The following is an 18,723-nucleotide window of genomic DNA, read 5'->3' on the forward strand; positions in this document are numbered from 1 at the left end:
GAAGGAATAACATGCTAAATAAAATAACCATTGCTGAAATCCAGAAGCGTTACGGGCGATTGACGGTTGTTATTCCCGTACGGTTCGCCCACGACCGCGACGATATGTTCGAGCGCCTCGCCTATGTGGAGGAGGATCGCCGGAGACCCCAAAACGTCAACATCCTGGTGGTGGACGACGGGTCGCCCAAGCGACTGGCCGATGAAATGCGCATTCGCTGCAGCGAACGCGGCTATTCCTACGCCCACATCGAATCGGAATATCTTCCCTTTTCCATTGCCCGGGCCCGCAACGTCGGCGCGTCGTTGGCGAGATCCGACTACATCATGTTCCAGGACGTCGATCTGATTCCATATGATGGTTTCTACGAAGCCGTACTCAAGGAAATCAAGGTGCAGGGGCTTGACGACAACGGGCAAATGTTCCTCATGTTCGGCGTGATCTATCTCTCCCAGAAAGCCACCAAAGACTTTCTTGAGCACGACCGCGAGACGCGCAAGGAAACCTACCTGCAGCATCTGTTCGACGCCCGTGGCGATCTCGTTGAAAAGGTCTCAACGGGAACTTCCGTAATCGCCATCAACCGCGAATACTACCTCGCACGCGGCGGCAACGACGAGGATTTCCAGCGATGGGGCTTCGATGACATTGAATTCAATTGCCGCTGTATCCGGAAAGTACGCAAGTTCCCGCTTCCCGAAGAGTTTAAGCAGGACTATAAAAACTGCGCCACCATTACCGAATACAAGGGATGGAAAAGCATCTATCGGCTGTTCGGCGACATGACGTTCCAAAAAGGCATTATGCTGTTCCACGCATGGCACGAGGTTGACTTTAATTCCGACTACCAAAAAGGCCGCTCCGTCAACGAGCGCCTTTTCAACCAGAAGCTGATTAATTTCGCAACCAAAGGCATCGAGCCTCCGCCCTTGCCCAGTGCGATGGAAGGCAACACGCTACTCTTCTCCGAAACCAATCCCTTCATCCACAGTCGCGAGTTCTTGCCGCGCCTTGGAAATGTTTTCCTTGAGAAGGAAGATGAATTCACGACCAAAGCCCTGCTCCGCTATATCAAGGCCAATAACATAACCCGCGTGCTTATGCATAATCCCTATGCGACCACCAAGCGACTCGGTTTCTACAAAGCGTTGCGCCGCCGAAAAATCCCGTATCTGATCGCCGAGCGCGGCGCACTCCGTGATTCCGTTTTCTTCGACCCCAACGGATTCAACTCCGATAGCTCTTCATACGACTCGTCGAATTGGGACAAGCCCCTTGGCAAACAGGAGGAGCAGTCCGTTGAAAACTACATCCGCCAGGAGATGGCGGAAGATTCATCCCTCGAATCACAGGGCGCTCGACGAGGCGTCGCAGGAATCCGCAAGAAGCTGGGGGTTCGGCCTAACCAAAAGATTTTATTCGTCCCCCTGCAACGCCCCAGCGACACGGTGATCAAATACATGTGCGGCCCCATCGAAACCCACGACCGATTTCTCGAGCTCGTTGGCGAAACCGCCACGGCATTGGGGGAAGAATGGGTCGTCGTCGTGAAAAAGCATCCGCTCGAAGATCTCACGCCCGAAATACCCCATGTGGTCTTCGACAACGACGCGCATGTGAAGGACATGCTGGAGGCGTGCGAGGCCATGCTATTGATCAACTCCGGCGTCGGCTGTCTTGGGATGATCTGGGGCAAACCCGTCTACCACGCGGGAGCCGCGTTCTACAGCCACCCCGCCATCAATCGGCAGGTCACCGCGGCGGAGGAGATTCTCGAAGGCATCCAAAGCGGCTTCAAGCCCAATCGCGAGAAGGTCTATCGCTTCATTTCATATCTCATCAACGACTTCTATTCGTTTGGAAAATTCACGACCCGCGAGGCGAAATGGGAAGGGGATTCCCGCATGACCGTGACCACCGCCATCGATTTCTACCAGATCCGCGGACTAGGCCAAACCCGTTTCAACGCTCGGACCGAACAAGGGGTCATTACAGGCCGCGAAACAATCCTGATGGATCGCTACCGTTTTGCGATGTCGGTCAAACCTTCGCCAAACACGCGCGGGAAGCAGGCCCCCGTACCGCCACCGCCCGAGGCAACCGCCGAGTCTGGTGAACCCGCTCCTCTTTCGCGTCGTGAAAAGCTACGTCGTAAAAAAGAGCGCAATCCCCGGCAATACTACGCGGACTCGAAATTCTTCATGGCTCGTCTATACAGCAAGATCGCGTTTTAGCTCGGGAAGGGTAGCTGATGAATGACGCCGAGTTAATCGCGGAGCTTGAAAGCGAATTCCAGATCGAAGGTGGATTCCACCTGGCCGAAATGGCCAGTCGTTTGCCTTTTGATCGGATACTCGACGTTGGTTTTGGCCGCGGTGCTGCGGCGCGCTTTTTCCGGTTGAAAGGAAAAAATGTCGTTGCGATCGACCGCGACATCCAATACCGCGCCGCACCGCTGGATATCATGAAGGCGGAAGGGATCGAGGTTATCGAGACCTCGTTCGAGGACTATCAACCCGACGGAGGGATCGATGCGATCTGGCTGTCGCATGTGCTGGAGCACACGCTCGACGTCGGCCGGTTCCTGGAGAAGGCGCGCTCGATTCTTTCTGACTCCGGCTGGTTGTTCGTGATGGTTCCGCCATTCAAGCATGAAGTGGTTGGCGGGCATGTTACACCGGGCTGGAACCTTGGCATTCTGATGTATGTGTTGCTCGTGAGCGGTTTCGACATCAAGACCGGGCACTTCGTTCGGCATGGCTACAGCATCTGCGCGTTCGTTCGCAAATCAACCACGCCGCTCCCGCAGCTTTGCCACGATCAAGGCGACATTGAGCGAACCCGCGATCTTTGGCCTCTCGAAGTCATGCAGGGGTTCGACGGCAACCTCCCCTCCGTCAACTGGTTCGACGATGCCGACGAGGTCGATTCATGAACCGATCCAAGGACAACCTGTATCCTGCAGATTCAGGGTTGGCCGGTTGGGGTCGCAAGGAGTCGGGGCGTCGCGCCGTGAAGGCCGCCGCCGCGCGGCGGGAGGGCTTCCGTCTCTATGAAGACGGATTCATCCGCTCGGTCGAACGCGAGGACAAGGCGCTTTCCATCGTGAGCGACGATCTTGGCATCTATTACGATGCCACCGTTCCAAGTCGGCTTGAAAAACTCCTCGAGCGCCCGCTCGGTGCGGAAGAAACGAACCGGGCCATTGCCCTCTGCCGCGCGTGGCGGGAAGCCCGCGTCTCCAAATACAACGCCGCGCGCGAGTTCGAAGGTTCGCTCCCCGCGTCCTACGTGCTTCTGGTCGATCAGGTTGCGGGGGATCTTTCCATCCAATACGGTCTCGCAGACCCGGGCTCGTTCAGCCGAATGCTCGAGGCCGCGCTAGAGGAAAACCCAGACTCCACCATCATCTTGAAAACCCATCCCGACATCCACACGCGAAAAAAAAACGGCCACTTCGATGTTGCCGCGCTGGAGCGGAACGGGCGCATCATGGTCGTTGCGGAAAACTGCCATCCCGTTCGTTTGCTCGAACACGCGGAAGCCATCTATTGCGTGACCTCGCAGGTGGGGTTCGAAGCATTGATGTGGGGCAAGAAGGTGCGCTGTTTCGGCATGCCGTTTTTCGCCGGATGTGGTTTAACTGAGGACGAACTTCCCGCACCGGAACGCCGGAGGAAGGCTTCGCTGGAGCAACTGGTTCATGCAGCGCTCGTCGAATATGCGCAGTACGTCGATCCAGAAACGGGGGAGCGGTGCGGAGTCGAACGCGTCATCGAACACATCGCGCTTCAGCGCCGGTCGCGAATGCGCTTCCCAAAGACCGTTCACGCGCTGGGGTTCTCGCGCTGGAAACGGCCGATCTTTGCCCGTTTCATCGGGGGATCGGACGTTCGGTTCGTTAAGAGCCTCAACGAAGTTCCCCGCGGCGCAACGCTTGCGGTTTGGGGGACGCGCTCCATTCCCGCAGCAAGGGATGATCTTTTGGTTCTGCGGCTCGAGGACGGATTCCTGCGCTCCTCCGGACTTGGCGCGGATTTGATTCGCCCGCTCTCGTGGGTATTCGATGACGAAGGGATCTATTACGATCCCGCCAAACCGTCGCGATTGGAATCGCTTCTCCAGACGTTCGATTTCGATACGGCGCTGGTCGCCCGCGCCAAGGTGTTGCGCGGGCAGATTGTGGGCGGCGGGATCAGTAAATATAATTTGAACGGCGCGGCATGGAGGCGCCCCTCCTCCACGCAGCCGGTCGTGCTGGTTGTGGGGCAAGTCGAAAACGACGCGTCGATCAAGCACGGCGCGGTGGGGATTTCCTCCAATGTCGAACTGCTACGCGCGGTACGCGAACGCCGCCCGGACGCGTGGATCGTCTACAAGCCCCACCCCGACGTGGTGGCGGGGCTTCGGCGCCGCGGCGCCGACGAACACGAGGCTGCGCGCTGGTGCGATGAAATCGTATGCAACGGCGACATCCATCAAATGCTAAACAACATCGACGAGCTCCACGTCCTGACCTCGCTGGCCGGATTCGAGGCGTTGCTGCGCGGGGTGCCGGTGACGTGCCACGGCCAGCCCTTCTATGCCGGGTGGGGGTTGACCACCGATCTGGTTCCGCTCCCGCGCCGCTCCCGTGCGCTGGGGATCGACGAATTGGTCGCGGGCACGTTGATTCTGTATCCAACATATGTGAGTCTGCGAACCAATGCGTTCACTTCGCCGGAGCAAATCGTACGGGAATTGATGGACTGGCGCGCGGATGGCCCTTCGCGCATGACGCTGGAACGCCGCGCCATACGGCGGATTTGCCGCCTCTGGGCGGCTTCGGGACTTAGGAGAAATGCGTGATATGACTGAAAAAGAAAACACCACCGAGATGCCTGCGGCCAAACGCCCCCGGGAAAAGCGCCGCCGCTGGTTGCGGCTGTCGTTTGTCCTTTGCGTGGTGCTGCCCACCATTCTTGGAACGCTCTATTTTACGCTGGTGGCATCGGATAAATATGTCGCGGGGGCGGGATTCTCGGTCAGAAGCATGAAGCCCGATGGACGGGTGGATATCGTCGGTGCGTTCACTGGCCTGGCAGGAGGCGGTTCCGCCTCGTCGGATTCCTACATTGTGCTGCGCTATCTCACCAGCCGCGACCTGCTCGAAAGGCTCGAGAATGACTACGACTTCCGTTCGGCCTATGGCTCCAGGGAAATCGATTTCCTCTCGCGGCTCGACCCCGATGAGGAAATCGAAAAGATCCTCGAATATTGGGAGCGGATGATCCACGCCTCGTACGATCCAACTTCCGGCATCATCGATTTCAAGGTTCGCGCCTTCACCGCCGAGGATTCGCTGCGTGTGTCGGAGTTGATGCTCGGCTATGTCCGCGAGCTCGTGAACGGGCTCTCCGAGCGCGCACGCGCCGACGTCGTACGATACACAGAAACGGAAGTCACCCGCATGGAAACGCGCCTGGGCGACGCGCTCAAGGCCATCAGCGATTTCCGCGAACGGGGCGCGCTCGATCCCGCCGCAAGCGCCATGACCCAGATTGAACTGCTCGCAGGAATGGAGAAACAGCTACTCGAATTCCGCGTCCGCATCGCGGTGCTAGAGGAGTCGGTGGGCGCAGAGGCGCCTTCATTGGTGACGCTGCGCAGGCAGGCCGACGCGCTGGAAAAGCAGATTTTGGATAAGAGCGGAGGACTAAACGTGATGGGCTCCGAGGCTGGACTTTCCAGCCTGCTCGCGGAATACGAGGAATTGCAGGTGGAAAAAACCTTCGCGCAAAAAGCCTATGCCTCCGCACTGGCCGCGCTCGAGTCGGCGCGGATCGAGGCGGGGCGGCAGCAACGGTACCTGGCGGTTTACCAAACCCCTGCGCTGCCCGAATTCCCGCTTTATCCCCGGCGCATTCTCTACAGCGTTTTGCTAGGAGCCATACTTGGCGTGACCTGGGGCATTGGAACGCTGATCGTCTACTCCGTGCGGGATCATTTGTCGTAGGCCCACCAGATGAGGGAACTATTAAAACTACAGCTCAGGGTGCTCGGGGCATTGGTGTTGCGCGAAACACGCGCGACATTCGGCACCTCGCGGCTGGGTTATCTTTGGGCGATCGCCACGCCCGCCTTCGGCGTCGCGGTTTTTGTGGCCGTGTTCGCGGCGGCGGGGCGCCGCCCGCCCTTCGGTTCAAGCCTCGCGCTGTTTTTCGCCACCGGCTTCCTGACGCTGGAGTTTTTCCGGAAGCTTTCGACGTCGCTGATGACCACGTTCAATGCGAACAAGGCGTTGCTCACCTATCCCGTCATCAAGGAAACCGACACGCTCTTCGCCCGCTGCATCCTGATTACCTCCACCTATCTGGTTATCATGGTGTTGTTCTATGGCGTGCTCATCGCCTGCGGCCTTGCATCGTTCCCTGCACGTCCCGGCCAGCTCATGCTCGCGTTCTGTTCGATCTCCCTGCTGGGCTTTGGCTTTGGAACCCTGAACGCGGTTCTGCTCTCCAAATGGGATTCGTGGCAATACATCGAAAACATTCTAACCCGGCCGCTCATCTTCATCTCCGCAGTCTTCTATGTTCCCAGCGCCTTGCCCGCGGAGGCGGTTGCAGTGCTCCGCTGGAACCCGGTCCTGCATTTGGTCGAGTGGGTGCGTGTCGCGTACTATTCCGATTACCACAGCTATATCCTCGATAAATCCATTCCGGTGGCCATGGGGATGGTGCTGGTGCTGGTCGGGCTCATCGGCGAACGGCTCTACCGGAAGAAACGGGTGTAGGCATGGTTGAACTGATCGACGTTTCCAAGGTTTACACGCTTAAAGGTATCCGCAAGGTCATCTTCGAGAACCTCAACTTCCATTTCAAGGCGGGGCGCAACATCGCCATCATGGGGCCCAACGGCGTGGGGAAATCCACCCTCTTGCGCATGGTGGCCGGAACGGAACCGCCCGATTCCGGGCGGATCGTCCGCCGCGTCCGCGTCTCCTGGCCCCTGGGTTTCGCGGGAGGCTTCAACGGGTCCATGACCGGACTCGAGAACATCCGCTTCGTGTCGCGGATCTATGGGCAGGACACCGAGCGCGTCAGCGAATATGTCGCGGAGTTTTCCGAACTCGGGAAATCGATGCGGCTGCCGATCAAGACCTATTCGAGCGGCATGAAGGCCCGCCTCGCCTTCGGCCTCAGCATGGCCGTCGATTTCGACTGCTATCTCATCGACGAAATCACCGCCGTCGGCGACGCCAACTTCCGCCGCAAGAGCAAGGAAGCGCTCAACCAAAAGCTCGACCACGCCCGCATCATCATGGTCTCCCACTCGATGGAGACCATCAAATCCTACTGCGACTGCGGCCTGCTGCTCTCCCCTGGCGGGCTCGAATACCACGACGACGTCGATTCCCTCTTGGCGGCTTACAAGGCCCGTTCGTAGACAAACGTAGAACATGCGTCCCGCTTGTTTCCGGGTTCTGAAGAAAAGACGTCTATCCCATTACAAGCCCAAGGCTTGGGTCTGTTTCATGCGCATCGACGATTGCGTTGTATTTTTCTACGAGCTGGCTGACGGTGATTTTCCTGTTTGCGCAAGTGAAGCGGCAAATTTCCCATATGTTTGTAGCGATGAATTGTTCAATTTCAAAGATATCGATGCGGTCTGAAATATTTTGCGCTTCGGCAAGGTTATCTGCTGACACTGCCCCTTTGTAACTGGTCACGACAACGGGTGATTTATTTGAACTCAAATTTTCCGCGCATTTCCGGATAAGTGCTTCCGTCGGTGTTTGAGTGATGTAAATTGTCAGTCGGTCATAAAAATACTGCCAGGTCTGGTATTCAGGACTGGAACCTACCGTCTTTCCACCTTGAAGCGGTTCCTTCAGAGCCATTTCCATTATTGCGAGAGTTAAGTAGTGCATCATTTTAGCGTGATACCAAGTTCCGCAACTATCCTGCCCCATGTCTTTCGCCTTTTCTAAAAGGTTCTTGAACAAGGAGCTGAGCGCGCTGGAGTCATCATATTTAAGTACTATGCCTTTGGGGGTTTTCATTTTCTGACTCAGATAGAGGATCTCCACGAGACTTGTATTACTAGGCGCTCGGTTCTGGTGAAATCCATGTTTGATTCCGCAGGGTTTCTGACAGTTGTCGGGGTTGGAGTGTCAACAAAATTCTTAACTACGTACAGAAAGTAACTGTTTTTGAGAGCTTTTGCGGCATGAAACTCTTTGTCTGTCATTGCAATAGAACCACGTAATTCGCGAATCCCTTTCACTTCGACTGCAAAGAATCTATTAGAGGATGTCCATAGCTTAAAATCGTATCCACATCCAGAATGAGTAACATCCTCTATTTCGGTGTCATAAAAAACCGGATCTGCTTGATAATGCTTGGTGAAATAGTTTTCGGCAGCTCGGCCAGTCATGATCCTTTGGGCAAATGCGTCAATATTGGTCGTTGTTTCGCTGGCATCTTGAAAGTTCATATCTCGAAAATCATCCCCGCAAAAATTGCAGATCATATGCTTAAGAGACTCAAGGTCGGCATCTCGGAATTGCTCAAGAATTGCCCTGCAATGGTCGCGTAACTGACGCTTATGCCACCCCTGTCTTTCGTTGGGGAAATAGGGATCAAGTTCATCGCGATAATTTTTCAACGATGCAGGTTTGGTTCCGATAGCAAATCCCAACGCGTTGTAAGCTTCTTTGAAGGAGGAAAACCCCAATGCAGAAAGGCCTTTCGTGTCAAACTTTGACAGATATAAGCCAGCCAGAATGGACTTTTCCCTGAGTGTCATGGTGGAAGCCTATAAAATCTTGAGCTTGGGCATGTCCTGGATGTCGACGGCGCCGATGACGCGGTTGTTTTCATCGACGACGATGAGATCGTCGATGTTGAACTCCTCGTAGATGTTGAGGATCTCGACCGCCAGCATATCCGGCGTGAGCGTCTTGGGATTGACGGTCATGACTTCATCGACGGAATGCTCGATCAGGTTGGGGGTTTCGATGAGGTGGCGGCGGAGGTCGCCGTCGGTCATGATGCCGGCGAGGGTGTTGTCGTCGTTGACGATGGCGACGCAGCCGGCCTTGGCGCCGGTCATGGCAATGAGCGCCTCGCGGACGGGGAGCCCGGCTTTCACGGTGGCGTAGCGGTTGCCGGTACGCATGACGTCGGAGACGTGCAGCAGGAGGGTGCGGCCGATGGCGCCGCCGGGATGCAGTTTGGCGTAGTCCTCAATCTTGAAGCCGCGCGCTTCGAGCAGCACCATGGCGAGGGCGTCGCCGAGCGCGAGGGTGGCGGTGGTGCTGGTGGTGGGCGCCATGTTGAAGGGGCAGGCTTCTTTTTCGACCTTCACCGAAACGATGATGTCGGCATATTCCGCCAGCGGGGAGTTCATTTCGCCGGTGAGGGCGATGATCTTGACGCCCTTGCGCTTGACGGGCTGGAGGACGGCGATGAGCTCGTCGGACGCACCGGAGTAGCTCATGGCCAGGACGATGTCGCGGTCGGACACAATGCCGAAGTCGCCGTGCATCGCCTCGATCGGGTGCATGGAGACGGCGGGCGTGCCGGTGCTGGTGAGGGTGGCGGCCATCTTGTTGCCGATGTGCCAGTTTTTGCCGACGCCGGTGATGACCACCTTGCCGTCTCCGTTTTTGATGGTTTCAAGAATGGCATCCACGGCCAGGACGAAGCCTTCGCCCATGTCGTTTTTCACCTTTTCGATGCCGGCCAGCTCGATGTCCAGCACTTCGCGCGCGCGTTTCAAATAGTCCAAGGTTCTCTCCTTTGCTGTAGGGGCAGGTGGCAGGGGGCGAGTGGCCAGGGAAAGCCAGAGGACGAGACGGCTGTTCACTCGCCATTTGCCACCTGCCTCTCGCCACATTCCCCCGCAACCTACCCGATTTTTTCCAGCCATTGGAATTTATTTATTCAAATAAAGGGAGGAACCCTCTATGGTTTGCGCTGATTGGTAATTTTAGGAGTTAAAACATGGCCAACAATGGTTCGAAGGTAGGGTGCTGGATCGTCATCGCGATTCTCGTGATGATGCTCATGGCGAGCGGATTGGCAAATATCGGCTTCATGGCCGCGCTGTTTTCCGGTTCGACCGTGGCAGGAAACGACTATCCAATGGACGAGGAGCCGTCCTTCGATGAAGTCTGGTCGTACGGCTATGGCGAAACGAAGGTGGTGCGCATTAACCTCTCCGGCGTCATCATGCGCGGTCGCCAGCAGCGCCTGCTGGGCTATGAACCCGACATGGTCGAATCCATTCTCTCGCAAATCCGCTGCGCCACGCTCGACGAATACGTGAAGGCGATTCTGCTGGAGGTCGACTCCCCCGGCGGCGCCGTTACACCGAGCGATGAAATCCATGCCGCGCTCGAGCAGTTCAAACGGGATGACGAGGAGCGCGTCGTGATGGTTTTCGTGCGCGACCTGGGGGCCTCGGGCGCCTACTATGCCGCGATGGCCGGCGACTATATCATGGCCGAGCCCACCGCCATTGTCGGTTCCGTTGGCGTCATTATGCAGACGCTCAACATGAAGGGGCTGGGCGACAAGGTTGGGCTCAGCTCCGTCACCATCGCCTCCGGGAAAAACAAGGACATGCTCAATCCCTTCGAAGAGGTTGACCCCCAGCACCTCGCGCTGCTGCAGGAACTGGTGGACAGCATGCAGGAGCGCTTTGCCTCGATTGTCGAAAGATCGCGCGGGCTGGAAAGCCGCGAGTTGCTGGACGGGCGCGTGTTCACCGCCGGCCAGGCCCTGGAAAACAACCTGATCGACGGCGTTGGCTATATGCAGGATGCCATCGATAAACTCACCTTCCTCTTGGACGTGGACGACGTGTATATCGTCCGCTACTACGAGCCGCGCGGCTTCTTCGAAACGCTGATGGCGGCGAAGACGCCGGTTATTCCCGACTTCACCGCCATGGAGTCGCCCAGATTCCTCTACCTTTGGAAACCTTGATATTGGGAGCGAACATGAACCACAAAGCACTATTCCTTTTGATTCCGGCCGTTGCACTCACCGGGTGCGAAACCCTGCAATCCCCGCAGCAGCGGCGGCAGGCGCAGGCGCGCGAGCAAGCCGCGCAGCGCCACCAGGAAGAACAGGTCTACCGCGTGAAGGGGCAGGTCGAGTCCGTTGAAATGGAAAACGCCCGCCTGATGCAGGAGCTGCAGCAGCTGCGCGCGGAAGCCCGTTCCTACAATAGCCAGATTTCCCAGCTCAACGGCCGGATGACGGCGCTCGAGGCCAAGCAAAAGCGCGAAATGGACGAGCTGATCCGCCGGGTCGAAGCACTGCTCAAGAAAACCGTGGCCAGCCGGCCGGCGCCGAAGGCCTCGCGTTCCGGCAGGGAGCACGTCGTTGAATCCGGCCACACGCTTTCCGCCATCGCCGCGGCCTATGGCACCACCGTTTCCGCCATCAAGAGGGAAAACAACCTCAAGTCCGACAGCATCTATGTCGGGCAGAAGCTGTTCATTCCCGAATAAATTCGATATTCACAAAGCCCAGGCGAGGAGCAGCGGAATCGTAACGATCGCCGCGAGGTGGGTGACGAGCAGGGTGGAGGCAATGAAATCCGAGTCGCCGCCGAACCGTTCGCTGAAGATTAGGCTCGTTACCGCCGCCGGCATAACGGCAATCACGGTGAGGATTCCACGGGCCGTTTCTTCCATGGGCACCTGCTTCAGCAGCAGGATGAACAGCACCGGCGTTGCAACCAGCCGCAGGGCCGAGAGAATCCACACCTGCTTGTCGAGGGCGGCGCTGACGTCGAGCGCCGCGATGCGGCTGCCGGAAACCACCATCGAGACGGCCACCGTGGCCTTGCCCACGGTTTCCGCCCCGAAATAGGTCAGGTCCAGCAGGCGCCGGGCGAGGTCGGCGAAAAAGCCGGCCTCGGGAAGTTCCGGGCTCGCGAGATCGCGCACGCACACCCAGCCCATGGAAAAAATCAGGGCAATCAACGGCGGGCCGAACATCATTTTGATGCCCTCGGCCAGCTTGCTGGAGCGGTTGAAGAGGAAAACGCCGACCGTCCATACCACCAGTTCGAAGCCCATCGAGGCAAAAACCAGCAGGGCAACCCCCTGCGTTCCCCATAGCAGCATCACCAGCGGAAGGGGCAGGAACAGGTAGTTGTTGATGGTGTTCTGGAAGAGGAATGCGCTCGCCCGCTGCTGGTCGACGCCCTTCATGCAGCGGACGGCCAGCAGGCCGAGGATGAGGCCGGTGCCCGCGATGGCCATCGCCATCACCGGCATGATCCAGTTGGCCGCCAGCTCCTGCGCGTTGAGCTTCGTGACCGACGAAAAGATCAAGCAGGGATAGATGATCGAAATGAGCACCCGCACCATTTCGCTGGTTCCCACCGCGCTCACCACGCCGCGCTTGCGCGCCGCATAGCCAATGGTCATCAGCACCAGAATGAATAAAACCTGCAAAACGTAGTTCATGGATCGGGTTATCGGTTATATGGTTATGCGTTGCCGGGCTCCCCGGCGGCAGGGATTCGTGCCCCAAGTCCTGATAACCGATAACGGATCGCCGGGATTTGGAAAGTTCCAACTGCAACTTTTATGTTGGAAACCCGTTGGAAAAGCCTTGGAATTTAACAAATTACCGCTTGCATAGGAGGGGGATACGTCTATTATGGCGCGCTCATTTACGGGAGAGGTGTGTTCCGGCCGCGTGGCTGGCGCTTTGTCCGTAATAGGTAATACAACACTAAAACAAAAGGTCAGGGAGCGCGTGTTCCCGCTTTAATAGTATGGAATCAACAACCAACACAGACATGGGTGTGGACACCGCAGCCATGGACGCAATGTACGAGGATACCCTCAAGAACTTCACCGAAGGGTCCATCGTTTCCGGTAAAATCCTCAGTGTCATCGACGGCGACGTCCTCATCGACATTGGCTATAAATCCGAAGGCATCGTTTCCGCCCAGGAATTCAAGGATCTCGCCGAAGATCCGGTCGGGCAGGAAACCGAAGTATTCCTCGAGCAGCTCGAAGACCGCGATGGCATGATTGTCATCAGCAAGCGCCGCGCCGAGCAGCAGCGCGCATGGGACTATGTTGTCAACGAATGCGAAGAAGGCAGCATTGTCGAAGGCACCATCAAGAACATCGTCAAGGGCGGATTCATCGTCGATGTCGGCGTTGACGCGTTCCTTCCGGGCTCCCAGCTCGACGTTACCCCGGTTCGCAATCCCGACGAACACATGGGCAAGACCTACACGTTCCGCATCCTCAAGATCAACCTTGAGCGCAAGAACATCGTTGTTTCCCGCCGCGAACTCATCGAAGAGTCCCGCCGCGAATCCCGCCGCAAGATCCTGGCGGAAATCCAGGTTGGCCAGCTCCGTCCGGGCGTGGTCAAGAACATCACCGATTTCGGTGCATTCGTCGATCTCGACGGCATCGACGGCCTGCTGCACGTCACCGACATGACCTGGGGCCGCATCAACCATCCTTCCGAAATCCTGAAGGTGGGCGACGAAATGAACGTGATGATCCTCGAGATCGACCTCGAGAAAGAGCGCATCAGCCTCGGCCTCAAGCAGACCATGGAAAATCCGTGGGAAGAAATCGAAGCCCGCTACCCGATCGGCGCCCGTGTACACGGCAAAGTCGTCAACCTCGCCCCGTACGGTGCGTTTGTTGAACTCGAAGAGGGTGTGGAAGGTCTCGTTCACGTTTCCGAAATGTCCTGGACCAAGCGCATCCAGCGCGCGGCCGACGTGCTCAACGTGGGCGACGAAGTCGACGCGGTTGTCCTGGCTGTTTCCACCGACGACAAGAAGATCTCGCTCGGCATGCGCCAGACCGAAGAAAACCCGTGGGAAATCGTTGCCGGCAAGTATCCGATTGGATCGCTTGTGCAGGGCAAGGTTCGCAACTTCACCTCCTACGGCGCTTTCGTTGAGCTCGAAGAAGGTGTCGACGGCATGATCCACGTGTCCGACATGTCCTGGACGCGCAAGGTCAATCATCCTTCCGAAGTCCTCAAGAAGGGCGAGGAAGTTGAAACCGTCGTGCTCGAAATCGATTCCAACAACCAGCGCATCAGCCTCGGCCTCAAGCAGGCCCAGGACGATCCGTGGGCCGGTATCGTTGACCGCTACCCGATCGGTGCGAAAGTCAGCGGCATCGTAACGAAGATCTCCTCCTTCGGCGCATTCGTCGAAATCGAGGAAGGCATCGATGGCCTCGTGCACATCAGCCAGATCTCCGACGACCACATCGAGCGTGTCAAGGACGTCATGAACGTTGGCGACACCATCGAAGCCCGCGTTGTGAAGGTTGATCCGGTTGAACACCGCATTGGCCTGAGCGTCAAGGCGGCCAATGTTGAAGACGACGAATTCGAAATCCGCGAAGACATGCTCGAAGGCCTCCAGGCCGGTGCAGAGCTCGTCGACCTCGGTTCCGCGTTCGACAACGCCTTCGGCGACCAGCTCGAAGAGTGGCACCCCGGCGACAAGAAAGAGGACTAATCCTCCCCTTTCAAACCGCAATGAAAGCCCGCCCGCAACGGCGGGCTTTTTTGCGTTTGCGCCCGGCGGGCCGCACGGGATCCCTTGTGATTATCACCGGGCATGGAACCTCGGATGAACACTGATGGACGCCGATATTCAATAAGACACGAAATTTGCCCCACCCTCCCCGTGGGTTAAGCATGTCCTGATTGGGTATCTGATTTTATCCGCATTCATTTGAGCCTCTTGCAAAACCCTTCGAGTTTGCGAGGCGGTTTTTTGTTAAAAGTTATTGGTTATTGGGCTAAACCGCTGGTTGCGTATGACTTGTCCTGATAACCAATAACCAGTACCTGATAACAGGAGCGGCAAAACCAGAGGTTTTGCAAGTTCCTCATTTGTGGTTCATTTACGTTCCCCGGATTAGGGATTCCGTTTTCGCATTTAGGCCGTGCGCCGGGTGGGTGAACGGGGGGTGGGATCAGGGCTTGGGAATTTCCGTGAACTCGATGCGGATGGGGTAGGCCATGCCATAGGCGGGTTTTGCGGGCAGGGCGATCTCCAGGCCTTCGCCGGTTTGCTTCCATTCCAATTCGCCGTCCACGCCGAGCATGCGAACGGATTGGATGCCGGAGAGGTCGGCCTTGGCCAGCGTCTGGATGAGTGCTGTTTCAGGCCAATCGAGGAAGGTTGCGTAGAGGACGGTGTTTTCCTTGTTGCGGGTGAAGCGGATGTCCTTGCCGGTTGCGATCATTTTCTTGCGGCCGTGTTCGTCTTGCTCGAGCCACAGGCCGCCCACTTCGCCGAACACCGTGTAGGGGCGGGTGGCATAGACTGCTTCGCCGCAAACCTTGAGCCAGGCACCCAGCTCGCGCATCATCACCTGCTGGTCTTGCGGGAAGGTGCCGTCGGCCTTGGGGGCAAAGGAGAGCATCAGCACGCCACGCTTGCTGATGATGTCCATCAGCTGGTCCACAATCAGGTTGGTGGGCTTGATGGCGACACCGGGCACATAACCCCAGTTGTGGTCGTCGTAGACGCAGTCGTCGGTCTGCCAGACCATGTCGGCAATCTCGTCCATGCCGCCGCGTTCGAAGTCGCGCACCGCGGAGCCGGGCTTGAAGGTTTTCCAGCTTTTATAGTTGAGCACCACGTTCGGTGCGCCGTATGCGCCCTGGCCGGACTCGATGGCGTTGTTGTAGTAGTGCGAGGCAAGCTGCATCCTGCGGGTTTCCCATATCGGCGGGTTCATGCCCCAGTCGAAATAGTAGAGGTCGGGCCGGTACAGATCGGCCAGCTCCTTGGTGCGCGCGAGCCAGCGTTCCATGTCGCGTTCGCTCGGTTGGATCAGGTTGCGCGAGCGGTCGAACCATTTCCAGCGCCCTTTGCCCTCTTGTTCCTCCGGGCGGACGGTGACGTTGTCCAGCCCTTCGGGGATGATCGGGTTGCCGTACAGGTCCTGGTAGGCCGGATCCTTCGCATCGTAGCCGTTGATGTGGTTCCACTGGAAGAAGCAATAGTTCCAGGCGGTGTGGTTGGAGACGCCGAACTTCAGCCCCTTCTTGCGGACGGCCTGTTCAATCTCGCCGACCAGATCGCGCTTCGGCCCCATGTTGACCGAGTTCCATTTCGTCAGCTTGGTGTCCCACAGGCAGAAGGCGTCGTGGTGCGCGCCCATCATGGTGAAAAACCTTGCGCCGCCCTGCACGCACAAGTCGGCCCACTCATCGGCGTTGAAGTTTTCGGCCTTGAACATCGGAATAAAATCCTTGTAGCCAAATTCGCCGGGATCCCCATAGGTTTTGACGTGGTGTTCGTGAATGGCCAGGCCCTGGTTGTGGCGGCTGCTCTGCCCCTCCTTGGAATACATCCATCGGCCATACCATTCGCCGGCGTGGTCGCCCATGAAGGCCGGAACGGAATAGATTCCCCAGTGCACCCAGAAGCCCAGCTTCGCATCCTCGTACCACTCCGGCGCCTGGTAGTTCAGCAACGATTCCCATTCGGGCTCATACCGCTCCGCCGCCACGGTGCCCGCAAGCATAAGCGCCAGCAATCCAATTCCATCCCATCGCATAGCAACATCCTTTCCGGGTTTGTTGAATGGACATGATACGCCCTCCAAGGGGCCAGTATACATTCCCGTGCGCATAAAACATACGTGATTTGGTCAACGGACCGCCGCGTATTGTGTAATCCAGATGCACGATCGACAATTTGGATTACACAATTAGGACAGCGGAGCATGGGACAATGCAACACGAGTCCGGGGCGCAAGGGGTTTGCGCAGGCGCAAATCCGCATATTTTTTGCGGGTTCACGGGTTTGAATGCCTCTATCCATGGGCTATGTTGTTTCGTCGTGTGCCGGCTGTGTCCGGGAGTCGGATCGGGAGAGTGGATGAACACATTTATCATTTCGTTGGTTGCGCTGGTGGTGGGCTATTTCATCCATGGCGCGTTTGTTGAAAAGTGTTTTGGCATCGAGCCGGCCAGGGAGCCCCCGGCCACTGCTCTGGATGGCCGCCGTCTGCTCCTCCTACATCCTGATTGCCCCGAGGGCATCAAGCTCTCAACCGCCATTCTTTCCCTCGGCCTCTTTTTCAAGACGATCCGCAAGAAGGAGGGCGAATGATGAAAGTGCCCCTCCATTGCTTGGTCGTATTGCTTCTGCTTGTCCTCTGCTCCTGCACTTCGGTTGCGGTCTATGACCCGCCGGTCGAGGAGGGGAACGATGTGCTGACGCCCAAGGCCGGGCCCGAACCGGCCATCCACGGCCCGGCGGTCTTCGGCGTCCGCCCGGGCTCGCCGTTCCTCTACGCCATTCCGGCCTCCGGGCAACGCCCGATGGAATATGCCGCCGACGGTTTGCCGGATGGATTGAAGGTCGATCCCGAAACGGGCGTGGTTCGCGGAACAATTTTAAACACGATCGAACTCGATTATGCCGTGGTGCTCCAGGCGGGCAACGATCTGGGAACGGCGCAAAAGGAATTCACCATCAAGGTGGGCGACACGATCTGCCTCACCCCGCCGCTGGGCTGGAACAGCTGGAACTGCTGGGGGGCCTATGTTGACCAGGAAAAGGTGCTGGCCTCCGCGCGCGCCATGGTGGACAAGGGGCTGAAGGACCATGGCTGGACCTACATCAATCTCGACGATGCCTGGCAGGCCGACCGGCGCGGCGGAACGCATTTTGCCATTTTGCCGCATCCGGAACGCTTCCCCGACATGGAAGGCATGTGCAACGAAATCCATGCCATGGGGTTGAAGGCCGGAATCTATTCCACGCCCTGGATCACGTCCTATGCCGGGTGCATCGGCGGCTCGAGCGATTCCCCCGATGGCGCGTGGGACCGAGCGGCCATGGGCGGGAAAACGAATCCGCTGAAAAAACTGCACATGCGCCATGGCCAATATCCACTGGATGAAAACGACATCCGGCAATGGGCGGAGTGGGGCATCGACTACGTGAAATACGACTGGAAGCCCAACGATGGGAAAACCATGAAGCGCTTGGTGGCGGCCTTATCGGGCTGCGGGCGCGACATTGTCTTTTCGACCTCCAACACCGCGCCGGTGGAGCAGGCCGCATTTCTCGAGCAGCATGTGAATTGTTTCCGCACCACAGGCGACCTGAAGGATCGGTGGGACGAGCGCGGGCCAAACCTCAACCTTCGGCAGGTTTGGCAGATGCACCGCACCTGGATGGAGGTCGGCACGCGCGGCGGCCCCGGCCACTTCCCGGACGCCGACATGCTGCTCGTCGGCGATGTGGTGGAGGGGCACGATGAAGCGCCGCGCCCAACGCGCCTGACGGCCGACGAACAATACACGCACATCTCGCTGTGGACCCTTTGGGCGAGCCCGCTTCTGATCGGCTGCCCGATCGAGCGGATGGACGATTTCACGTTGAACCTCTTAACCAATCCCGATGTGCTGGCGGTGCACCAGGATGCCCTTGCCGTTCCCGGCAAGACGGTCTATTCGGAGCAGGGGACCGAGATCGTCGTCAAAGACCTCGCCGACGGAAGCAAGGCCATTGGCCTGTTCAACCTCCGCGATGAAGCCCAGGTGATCACGCTCAACCTGGACGGCCGGAAAGCCATCCGCGACCTTTGGCGGCGAAAGGAGCTCGGCGCGTTCAGGGATTCCTTCTCCGCCAACGTCCGCCCGCACGGGGTTGTCTTTATTCAAGTGAAATAAAAATAGGTTTGTAGTTCCGCCT

At 57.8% G+C, this 18,723-nt stretch carries 16 protein-coding genes; 11 read left to right on the top strand and 5 right to left on the bottom strand.

Going from position 1 to position 18,723, the window contains the following annotated elements; genetic code table 11:
* Nucleotides 1-11: 11 nt before the first annotated feature.
* Genes E9954_RS29495 through E9954_RS29520 form a run of 6 tightly spaced genes read left to right on the top strand, consistent with a single transcriptional unit; the run spans nt 12 to nt 7,425 of the window.
* On the top strand, nt 12-2,234 hold the full coding sequence (locus tag E9954_RS29495) for a glycosyltransferase (RefSeq protein ID WP_136082882.1): 2,223 nt from the start codon (nt 12-14) through the stop codon (nt 2,232-2,234).
* Nucleotides 2,235-2,251: 17 nt separating this feature from the next.
* Nucleotides 2,252-2,935, top strand: a complete 684-nt coding sequence (locus tag E9954_RS29500; protein WP_136082883.1) for a class I SAM-dependent methyltransferase — start codon at nt 2,252-2,254, stop codon at nt 2,933-2,935.
* Nucleotides 2,932-4,848: a capsular polysaccharide biosynthesis protein gene (locus E9954_RS29505; RefSeq protein WP_136082884.1), complete on the top strand. Its 1,917-nt coding sequence runs from the start codon at nt 2,932-2,934 to the stop codon at nt 4,846-4,848. Before E9954_RS29500 ends, E9954_RS29505 begins: the two co-directional genes overlap by 4 nt.
* Nucleotide 4,849: 1 nt before the next feature.
* Nucleotides 4,850-5,995, top strand: coding sequence for a lipopolysaccharide biosynthesis protein (locus E9954_RS29510; RefSeq protein WP_136082885.1), 1,146 nt, complete (start codon nt 4,850-4,852; stop codon nt 5,993-5,995).
* 9 nt (nt 5,996-6,004) lie between these two features.
* A complete protein-coding gene (locus E9954_RS29515) occupies nt 6,005-6,772 on the top strand; it encodes an ABC transporter permease (protein WP_136082886.1) in 768 nt (255 codons plus the stop codon).
* A gap of 2 nt (nt 6,773-6,774) precedes the next feature.
* On the top strand, nt 6,775-7,425 hold the full coding sequence (locus E9954_RS29520; RefSeq protein WP_136082887.1) for an ABC transporter ATP-binding protein: 651 nt from the start codon (nt 6,775-6,777) through the stop codon (nt 7,423-7,425).
* A 52-nt stretch (nt 7,426-7,477) separates the two neighbouring features.
* Here E9954_RS29520 and E9954_RS29525 read toward each other — a convergent pair whose 3' ends face one another.
* From E9954_RS29525 to E9954_RS29535, 3 genes are read right to left on the bottom strand one after another with little or no spacing between them, the layout of a single operon-like run.
* Entirely contained in the window at nt 7,478-8,041 is a 564-nt protein-coding gene (locus E9954_RS29525; protein WP_136082888.1) for a DUF4928 family protein, read from the bottom strand.
* An 8-nt stretch (nt 8,042-8,049) separates the two neighbouring features.
* The gene (locus E9954_RS29530) at nt 8,050-8,787 is read right to left on the bottom strand and encodes a DUF3883 domain-containing protein (RefSeq protein WP_136082889.1); all 738 of its coding nucleotides are present in this window, start codon (nt 8,785-8,787) and stop codon (nt 8,050-8,052) included.
* A gap of 9 nt (nt 8,788-8,796) precedes the next feature.
* Nucleotides 8,797-9,771: a KpsF/GutQ family sugar-phosphate isomerase gene (locus E9954_RS29535; protein WP_168442683.1), complete on the bottom strand. Its 975-nt coding sequence runs from the start codon at nt 9,769-9,771 to the stop codon at nt 8,797-8,799.
* A 215-nt stretch (nt 9,772-9,986) separates the two neighbouring features.
* Here E9954_RS29535 and sppA point away from each other — a divergent pair, with 215 nt between their 5' ends.
* Entirely contained in the window at nt 9,987-10,973 is a 987-nt protein-coding gene (gene sppA / locus E9954_RS29540; protein ID WP_136082891.1) for a signal peptide peptidase SppA, read from the top strand.
* A gap of 14 nt (nt 10,974-10,987) precedes the next feature.
* Nucleotides 10,988-11,503, top strand: a complete 516-nt coding sequence (locus E9954_RS29545; protein ID WP_136082892.1) for a LysM peptidoglycan-binding domain-containing protein — start codon at nt 10,988-10,990, stop codon at nt 11,501-11,503.
* Nucleotides 11,504-11,512: 9 nt separating this feature from the next.
* Here E9954_RS29545 and E9954_RS29550 read toward each other — a convergent pair whose 3' ends face one another.
* Nucleotides 11,513-12,469: an AEC family transporter gene (locus E9954_RS29550; RefSeq protein ID WP_136082893.1), complete on the bottom strand. Its 957-nt coding sequence runs from the start codon at nt 12,467-12,469 to the stop codon at nt 11,513-11,515.
* Nucleotides 12,470-12,828: 359 nt separating this feature from the next.
* On the opposite strand from E9954_RS29550, the gene rpsA reads away from it, so the two are divergent.
* Nucleotides 12,829-14,514 carry a 30S ribosomal protein S1 gene (gene rpsA / locus E9954_RS29555; protein WP_222847369.1) on the top strand — a complete coding sequence of 562 codons (1,686 nt, stop codon included), beginning with the start codon at nt 12,829-12,831 and terminating at the stop codon, nt 14,512-14,514.
* A gap of 463 nt (nt 14,515-14,977) precedes the next feature.
* Here rpsA and E9954_RS29560 read toward each other — a convergent pair whose 3' ends face one another.
* Nucleotides 14,978-16,573 (bottom strand): alpha-L-fucosidase, encoded by a 1,596-nt coding sequence (locus tag E9954_RS29560; protein WP_168442684.1) that lies wholly within the window; start codon nt 16,571-16,573, stop codon nt 14,978-14,980.
* A 323-nt stretch (nt 16,574-16,896) separates the two neighbouring features.
* Here E9954_RS29560 and E9954_RS29565 point away from each other — a divergent pair, with 323 nt between their 5' ends.
* A complete protein-coding gene (locus tag E9954_RS29565) occupies nt 16,897-17,130 on the top strand; it encodes a hypothetical protein (RefSeq protein WP_136082895.1) in 234 nt (77 codons plus the stop codon).
* Entirely contained in the window at nt 17,127-18,701 is a 1,575-nt protein-coding gene (locus E9954_RS29570; RefSeq protein WP_136082896.1) for a putative Ig domain-containing protein, read from the top strand. Before E9954_RS29565 ends, E9954_RS29570 begins: the two co-directional genes overlap by 4 nt.
* The last annotated feature ends 22 nt before the right edge of the window (nt 18,702-18,723 follow it).

It is taken from the genome of Pontiella desulfatans, assembly GCF_900890425.1.
Taxonomy (GTDB): Bacteria; Verrucomicrobiota; Kiritimatiellia; order Kiritimatiellales; family Pontiellaceae; genus Pontiella; species Pontiella desulfatans.